Source organism: Plasticicumulans sp. (genome assembly GCF_035331805.1).
Classification (GTDB): domain Bacteria; phylum Pseudomonadota; class Gammaproteobacteria; order Competibacterales; family Competibacteraceae; genus Plasticicumulans.
Genome location: NZ_DAOLKE010000159.1, coordinates 1 through 8085 on the forward strand (window position 1 = coordinate 1; position 8085 = coordinate 8085).

Sequence of the window (8085 nt, forward strand, 5' to 3'; positions counted from 1 at the left end):
GCCGTGTGCGGGGCGTGCTTCAGCGGGTTGTCGTCGGCGTCGAGCGCGCCGGTTTCGACGGCGCGGATTTCCTCGCGGATCGAGATCATCGCGTCGATGAAGCGGTCGAGTTCGGACTTCGGCTCGCTCTCGGTCGGCTCGATCATCAGCGTGCCGGGCACCGGGAAGCTCATCGTCGGGGCGTGGAAGCCGTAGTCGATCAGGCGCTTGGCCACGTCCTCGACGCTGATGCCGGTGCTGTCCTTGATCGGGCGCAGGTCGATGATGCACTCGTGCGCGACGCGGCCGTTCGGGCCGGTGTAGAGCACCGGGTAGTGCGGCGCGAGCCGGGTGGCGATGTAGTTGGCGGCGAGGATCGCGTGTCCGGTGGCGCTGGTGAGGCCCTCGGCGCCCATCAGGCGGATGTAGGTCCACGAGATCGGCAGGATGCTCGCCGAACCGCCCGGTGCGGCGGTGACGGCACCGATCGCCTGCTCGCCGCGCCCGGGCAGGAACTCGGCCAGATGCGCCGCGACCGCCACCGGCCCGACGCCGGGACCGCCGCCGCCGTGCGGGATGCAGAAGGTCTTGTGCAGGTTCAGGTGCGAGACATCGCCGCCGAAGGCACCGGGCGCGGCCAGCCCCACCAGCGCGTTGAGGTTGGCGCCGTCGATGTACACCTGCCCGCCGTGGGCGTGGACGATCTCGCAGAGTTCGCGCACGCCGGACTCGAACACGCCGTGCGTCGACGGATACGTGATCATGATCGCGGCCAGATGCGCGGCGTGCTGCGCGGCCTTGGTGCGCAGGTCGCCGAGATCGACGTTGCCGTTGCGGTCGCAGGCGACGACGACGACGCGCATGCCGGCCATCTGCGCCGAGGCCGGATTGGTGCCGTGCGCCGAGGACGGGATCAGGCAGACATCGCGATGCCCCTCGCCGCGGCTCTCGTGGTACTTGCGGATGATCAGGAGACCCGCGTACTCGCCCTGCGAACCGGCGTTCGGCGCGAGCGACACGGCGGCGTAGCCGGTTGCGGCGCACAGCATCGCTTCGAGTTCGGCGATCAGTTGCGCATAGCCGCGCGCCTGATCGGCCGGTGCGAACGGGTGCAACTGCGCGAATTCCGGCCAGGTGACCGGGATCATCTCGGTGGTGGCGTTGAGCTTCATCGTGCAGGAGCCGAGCGGGATCATCGCGCGGTCGAGCGCGATGTCGCGGTCGGCGAGCCGGCGCAGGTAGCGCAGCATGTCGGTCTCGCTGCGGTGCGCCGAGAACACCGGATGCGTCAGGAACGGGCCGCTGCGCAGCAGCGCGGCCGGCAGCCCGCCGGCGCCGGCGGCATCGAGCGCGTCGAGTTCCGGCAGCGCCGCCTCGCCTTCCGCGAACACGCCCCACAGCGTTTCGAGGTCGGTGCGCGTGACGGTCTCGTCGAAGGACAGCCCGAGCGTCGCATCGTCGATCTCGCGCAGGTTGTAGCCGGCGGCGCGCGCGCGGGCGTGGATCGCGGCGGTCTGCGCGCCGGTGGCGACGGTCAGCGTGTCGAAGAAGGCTTCGGGGGCGACCGTGAAGCCCTGGCCGCGCAGGCCGGCGGCGAAGATCGCGGTCAGGCGGTGCACGCGCTGCGCGATGCGCTGCAGGCCCTCGGGGCCGTGCCAGCAGGCGTACAGGCTCGCCATCACCGCGAGCAGCACCTGCGCGGTGCAGATGTTCGAGGTCGCCTTCTCGCGGCGGATGTGCTGCTCGCGGGTCTGCAGCGCCAGCCTGAGCGCCGCGGCGCCGTGGCTGTCGATCGACACGCCGACCAGACGCCCCGGCATCACGCGCTTCAGTGCATCGCGCGTGGCGAGGAAGCCCGCGTGCGGACCGCCGAAGCCCATCGGCACGCCGAAACGCTGGCTGCTGCCGACCACGACATCGGCACCCCAGGCTCCGGGCGGCGCGAGCAGGCACAGCGCCAGCGGATCGGCCGCGACCGCGAGCAGGCCGCCGCGCGCGTGCAGGGTCTCGGCGAGCGCGCGGTAGTCGCGCACCGCGCCGTTGGCACCGGGGTATTGCAGCAGCGCGCCGAAGCAGTCGAGGCCGGGCAGTACGCTGAGCGGATCGCCGGTGACGATGCGGATGCCGAGCGGCTCGGCGCGCGTGCGCAGCACGGCGAGCGTCTGCGCGAACACGTCATCGGCGACGAAGAAGGTCGCGCTCTTCGAGCGCCCGCCGCGCTGCAGCAGCGTCATCGCCTCGGCGGCGGCGGTGGCCTCGTCGAGCATCGAGGCATTGGCGATGTCGAGACCGCTCAGCTCGCAGATCAGCGTCTGGAAGTTCAGCAGCGCTTCGAGCCGGCCCTGGGAGATTTCCGGCTGGTACGGCGTATAGGCCGTGTACCAGGCCGGGTTCTCCAGCACGTTGCGCAGCACCACCGGCGGCACGTGCGTGCCGTAGTAGCCCTGGCCGATCAGCGACTTCAGCACCGTGTTGCGCGCGGCGACGCTGCGCAGCTCGGCGAGCACCGCGGCCTCGTCGACGGCCGGGGCGATCGCCATCGCATCAGAGCGGCGGATGTCGGCCGGCACGACTTCATCGATCAGCGCCGCCAGCGAGCCGACGCCGAGCGTGGCCAGCATCGCCGCCTGTCCGGCGGCATCGGGGCCGATGTGACGGCGGACGAAATCGGTGTCTGGTTCGAGATCGGCGAGCGGGCGCCGCGGGTCGGTCATGGTCGGAAACCTCGGGGGACTGGGAAGCGGAGGCGACGGCTGCACACGGCAGGGGCCGTCACTGCAGGCGCGGCATTGTCCCGGTGCCGGTGCGGGCCGCGCAAATCGGCTGTTCAGCCGGCGTTACGCCGTCCGCCCGGACGGGGTACGCGCAAACATTCATAAAGTGTGGGTTTACCGAATCTTAACCGGCGGTAAGGTAGCTGCCCGTACGCCGTGATTCGTCGTACGGCTCACCCGCGTGCAACAAGCCCCCCCTCGCCGATGCCCTCTCTTCCTGCCAGCCGACGTCCACCCCCGCTGCCCCTGATCCTGGTGTGGTTCGTGCTGCTGCTCGCGCTGTGGACGGCGGTCAGCCTGTACCTGCACGCCCGCCTGCAGTCGCACATGCGCAGCACGGCGGAGCAGATGCAGGTGATCGCAGCCGCGCACGCCCGGGCGATCGAGGAATGGTGGCTGCTGCACGAGAGCAACGCCGGCCTGCTGGCGCTCGCCGGTGGCGCGCACTCGCCGGTGCACCGGCTGAAGCTCGACGCGCAGCGCAAGTCCCGCGCCAATACCTGGCTGCAGTCGATCGTGCTGACCCACGACTACCTGAGTGCCGTGCTGCTCGATGCGAGCGGCATGCCGGTGGCCGAGTCGGTGCGCCCGGGTTCGCCGCTCGTGTCCGGCGTCGCCCCCGGCGCCTTTGCCCAGCTGCTCGCCCGCGAAGAGGGCGGTTATCTGCCGGCGACCGACGGCCTGAGCCTGCTGTGGCTGAAACCGCTCGGGGTCGAGGCCGGCTGGCTGGTGCTGCGTCACGGCCTGCAGGAAGTGCAGGCGCTGCTCGATCCCGGTCCGCAGGCCCTCCCCGGCCTGCAGCTGCGGCTGGTCCAGCATACGGCGCAGGGCATGCAGTACCTGCAACTGCCGTCCGGCGCAGAACCGGCGAAGCCCGACGATCCGCTGATCGCCCGCCTGCCGGCCCCCGGCCATCCGGCCGAACTGCTGACCGATACCCTCGGCCCGGACGGCCAGCCGGTGCTCGCGGCCATCCATGGCAACATCGGTCCGGACTGGACGCTGGTCGCGCTGATGTCGCGCCAGGCCATCCTGGAAGCCCTGCACCCGCAGATCATCCAGACCCTGGTCATGGCCGTCATCACCTCGCTGGTCTGCACGCTGGCGATGTGGAGCGCGCGACGCCACCAGATCGATGCGGCGCTGCGCGTCTCGCACGACGAACTGCAGCGCGTGGTCGAGGCCCGCACCGCCGAGCTGTGCCAGAGCCTGGAGCGCCTGCACGCCGAGGCCGTTCGCCGCGAACAGGTGCAGGCCGAACGCGACGGCCTGTTCTCGCTCGCCGGTGACCTGCTGGCGATCGTTGATGACAAGGGCATGTTCCTGCGCGTGAATCCGGCCTGGGAGCGCACGCTCGGCCATCCGGTGGTGCAGATCGAAGGCACGCACTGGCTCGACTGGCTGCATCCGGATGACGTGCAGCGCAGCCTGGAGACCGCCGCGCAGCTGGCCGGCGGCCAGCCGCTGCAGCATTTCGCCAACCGCTGCCGGCATGCCGACGGCGGCTGGCGCTGGCTGGAGTGGTCGGCGGTGCGTGATCCGCAGCACGGCCACATCTACGCGGTGGCGCGCGATGTCACCGAACGGCGCGAAAACGAACAGAAGCTGCGTCTGGCGCATCGCGGCCTCGATGCCTCACCGAACAGCGTGCTGATCGCCGATGCCGTGCAGCCGGGGCTGATCGTGCTGTACGCCAATCCGGCCTACGAGCGCCTGAGCGGCCGGCCGCTCGCCGGGGTCATCGGCCAGCCGTGCGATTTCATGACCGATGCCGACACTGATCCGCAGGCCCTTGTCGAGCTGCGCGCCGCGCTCGCCAAAGGCTGCGACACGCGCATCGAGATGCAGTGCCGGCGCGCCGACGGCAAGCCGTTCTGGACCAACCTGCACCTGGCACCGGTGCGCGAGCCGCACGGACGGATCTCGCACTGGGTCGTGATCCAGCAGGACGTCACCGCGCGGCGCAGCATCGAGGCCAGACTCGTGCATCAGGCCGGGCACGACGCGCTGACCGGGCTGCCGAACCGCACGCGCCTGCGCGAACGCCTCAAGCACGCGCTGGCACGCGCGCGGCGCAGCGGCGGGCGCATCGCGGTGCTGTTCGTCGATCTCGACCGCTTCAAGACCATCAACGACAGCCTCGGCCACGCGGTCGGTGACGCGCTGCTCTGCGAGGTCGCCCAGCGCCTGAAGCAGAGCGTGCGCACCGGCGATCTGGTCGCGCGCCTCGGCGGCGACGAGTTCGTCGTGCTCGCCGAGCACATCGGCCGGCCCGACGACGCCGCGCGCGTGGCGCGCAAGCTGATCGAGGTCATCGAGCTGCCCTACGCCGTCGCCGGGCGCGAGTTCGTGCTGTCGGCGAGCATCGGCATCGGCCTGTATCCGGACGATGCCGGCGACCTCGACACGCTGCTGCGCGTTGCCGACACCGCGATGTACGGCGTCAAGCACGGCGGTCGCAACGGCTACGGCTACTACGAACCGGCGATGCACGAGCGGGCGCTCGCCGCGCTCGAACGCGAACGCGACCTGCGCGGGGCGCTGGAGCGCGGCGAGTTCGAACTGCACTACCAGCCGCAGGTGGAACTCGCGAGCGGGCGCATCGTCGCGGTCGAGGCGCTGCTGCGCTGGCGCCATCCGCAGCGCGGCCTGGTGCCGCCGGACCAGTTCATCCCGATCGCCGAGGAAAGCGGGCTGATCGTGCCGATCGGCGACTGGGTCACGCGCACTGCCTGCGCGCAGCTCGGCGAATGGCAGCACCTCGGGCTCGGACCGCTGCGCATGGCCGTGAACCTGTCGGCCCGGCAGTTCCGCCGCGCCGAGATCGTCGCCGAGACGCTGGCCGCGGTCGAAGCCGCCGGCATCGCGCCGCAATCGCTGGAACTGGAGATCACCGAGAGCCTGCTGATGGACGATGTCGAACGCGCGCTGACCCGCATGCACGCACTCGGCGACCGCGGCCTGCGGCTGGCGATGGACGACTTCGGCACCGGCTATTCGTCGCTCGCGTTCCTGAAGCGCTTCCCGGTCGGGATGCTGAAGATCGACCGGCTGTTCGTGCGCGATCTCACCGAAAACGCCGCCAACGCCGCCATCGCGCGCACCATCGTGCAGCTCGGCCAGAACCTCGGCCTGACCGTGCTCGCCGAGGGCGTCGAGGAGGCCGAGCAGGCCGAGATGCTGCGCGGCTTCGGCTGCACGCTGATCCAGGGCTGGCTGACCGGCCGGCCGCAGCCGGCCGCAGACCTCCGCAAACTGCTCGAAGCCCAGCGGGCCGGTCAGACCGTGCTGCCGCCGGCCCCGCCGCCGGCGCGGGTCGTGGCCTTGCGCGCGGGCTGAACGGCGGCCTTCGTGGCCTGCAGGCGAACCTCACGGCCGCCGGCGGCTCAGAAACAGGGGCCATACCCGGCCACCGAGGAGCCCTGCCATGAGCGTCAAGCCGATTCCGGACGGTTACACCGCCGTCACCCCGTATCTGGTCGTGCGCGATGCCGCGTCGCTGCTCGGGTTCATCCAGGCCGCGTTCGACGCCGAGCTGGTGATGCGCATGCCGCGCCCGGATGGTGCGCTCGCCCATGCGGAGCTGCGCATCGGCGGTGCGGCGCTGATGCTCGGCGAAGCCTGCGAACAGCTGGGCGAGATGCCGGCCTCGCTGTACCTGTACCTGCCGGATGTCGATGCCGCCTACGCGCGTGCGCTGACCGCCGGAGCCACGGCGGTACGCGCACCCGAAGACATGTTCTACGGCGATCGCGTCGCCAGCGTGCGCGACGCCCACGGCAACCTGTGGTCGATCGGCACGCACATCGAGGACGTGCCGCCCGAAGAACTGCCGGCCCGCGCCGCCGCGGCCTGGGGTCAGCCGCCCTCGGGCGTGGCGCACTGAGTCACGCCGGCCGCTCACGCCGGCGGGCCGGGTTCGATGTGCACCGCCAGCCATACCGCCGCCGGCTCGGTGCTGGTCGCCGCCACCCGGTGCCGGCAGTGCGCCGGCAGCAGCAGCCAGTCGCCGGGCAGCAGCGCCCGGCGCCTGCCATCGGCAAACTCCAGTTCGGCGTGACCGGCGAGCAGCGCCACCCATTCGTCGCCGGGCTGGTCGTACCAGGCCCCGGGCGGGGTACTCTGGCCGCGCGACAGGATGCGTTCGATGCGCACGCCGGGGCTCCGGTACAGCAGCCCGAAGGCTTCCGCATCGAGACGGGCAGGAATGCCCGCAAACAGATTGCCGCTGTCCGGCTGTTCCATGTTCCTCGCCCCCTGATCCATTCCCCTGCCCTGCATGTGGCAAGGATGCACCGTTTCCGGGCGCCGGATACACTCGCGGCCGCCTTCCTGCCCACGTCAGCCGCCACGCTCCGGGAGCCCGCCCCATGCTGATCGCCTTCCTGATCCGCGACGGTCGTCTGGAGCAGACGCCGCTGCACGTGCAGGACGACGCGCCGATCCCGCCGGACCTCATGCAGCAGATCGTCTGGGTCGATCTCAACGAGCCGACCGAGGAGGAGCGCGAGTGGGTCGAGGCGCAGTTCGGGCTGGAACTGCCCGAATACCGCGAGATGAATGATCTCGAACCCTCGGCGCGCCTGTACGAGGACGAGGACGGCCTGCACCTGCATTCGTACTTCCTGAGCGATCAGGAGGAACAGCCGCGCAACATCACGGTCGCCTTCGCCGTGCTCGGCGGCCGGCTGTTCACGCTGCACGAGGACGATCTTTCGACCTTCCGGCTGTTCCGGCTGCGCGCACGCCGCCAGATCGGGCTGGTCAAGGATGTCGGCGACATCATCCTCGGCCTGTTCGAGGCCAAGGTCGAACACATCGCCGACAAGCTCGAAGAGATCTACTCCGAACTCGAAGCCCTGAGCCACCGCGTGCTCGCCGAGACCGATTCGGACATGGAGGACGTGCTGTCGGGGCTGGCCGTGCAGGAGGACATGAACGGCAAGGCGCGCCTGATCCTGCTCGACACGCGCCGCACGCTGTCCTTCCTGCTGCGCTACGCGATCGCCGGCCGCGGCGAGGACATCCGCGAGATCCTGCGCGATGTCGAATCGCTGACCAGCCACACCGCCTTCCTGTTCGACAAGGTCAACTTCCTGATGGACGCGGCGATGGGCTTCATCAACATCGAGCAGAACAAGATCATCAAGATCTTCTCGATCGCCGCCGTCGTGTTCCTGCCCCCGACGCTGGTCGCCTCGCTGTACGGCATGAACTTCCAGCACATGCCGGAGCTGGAATGGGAATACGGCTACCCGATGGCGATCTGCCTGATGATCCTGGCCGGCGTGGCGCCGTACTGGTTCTTCAAGAGGAAGGGCTGGCTGTAGCA

General features: G+C 70.3%; 5 protein-coding genes. 3 read left to right on the forward strand and 2 right to left on the reverse strand.

Translation table 11 applies throughout. The features are described from left to right. A partial coding sequence (gcvP, locus tag PKE44_RS11775) for an aminomethyl-transferring glycine dehydrogenase (RefSeq protein ID WP_324551357.1) occupies positions 1 to 2693 on the reverse strand: 2693 nt, incomplete at its 3' end. A gap of 315 nt (positions 2694 to 3008) precedes the next feature. Here gcvP and PKE44_RS11780 point away from each other — a divergent pair. Further along, complete coding sequence (locus tag PKE44_RS11780; RefSeq protein WP_324551359.1) at positions 3009 to 6092, forward strand: EAL domain-containing protein; 3084 nt, start codon at positions 3009 to 3011, stop codon at positions 6090 to 6092. An 88-nt stretch (positions 6093 to 6180) separates the two neighbouring features. Then, positions 6181 to 6639, forward strand: a complete 459-nt coding sequence (locus PKE44_RS11785) for a VOC family protein (RefSeq protein WP_324551361.1) — start codon at positions 6181 to 6183, stop codon at positions 6637 to 6639. A gap of 14 nt (positions 6640 to 6653) precedes the next feature. Here PKE44_RS11785 and PKE44_RS11790 read toward each other — a convergent pair whose 3' ends face one another. After that, positions 6654 to 6998 carry a cupin domain-containing protein gene (locus tag PKE44_RS11790; protein WP_324551363.1) on the reverse strand — a complete coding sequence of 115 codons (345 nt, stop codon included), beginning with the start codon at positions 6996 to 6998 and terminating at the stop codon, positions 6654 to 6656. Between the two features lie 125 nt (positions 6999 to 7123). Between PKE44_RS11790 and corA the strand changes: the two genes are divergently transcribed. Next, on the forward strand, positions 7124 to 8083 hold the full coding sequence (gene corA, locus PKE44_RS11795) for a magnesium/cobalt transporter CorA (RefSeq protein WP_324551365.1): 960 nt from the start codon (positions 7124 to 7126) through the stop codon (positions 8081 to 8083). The last annotated feature ends 2 nt before the right edge of the window (positions 8084 to 8085 follow it).

Coding starts and splice junctions, on each gene's coding strand:
- PKE44_RS11785 (WP_324551361.1), top strand. CDS start 6,181: ATGAGCGTCAAGCCGATTCCGGACGGTTACACCGCCGTCACCCCGTAT.
- PKE44_RS11790 (WP_324551363.1), bottom strand. CDS start 6,998: ATGGAACAGCCGGACAGCGGCAATCTGTTTGCGGGCATTCCTGCCCGT.
- corA (WP_324551365.1), top strand. CDS start 7,124: ATGCTGATCGCCTTCCTGATCCGCGACGGTCGTCTGGAGCAGACGCCG.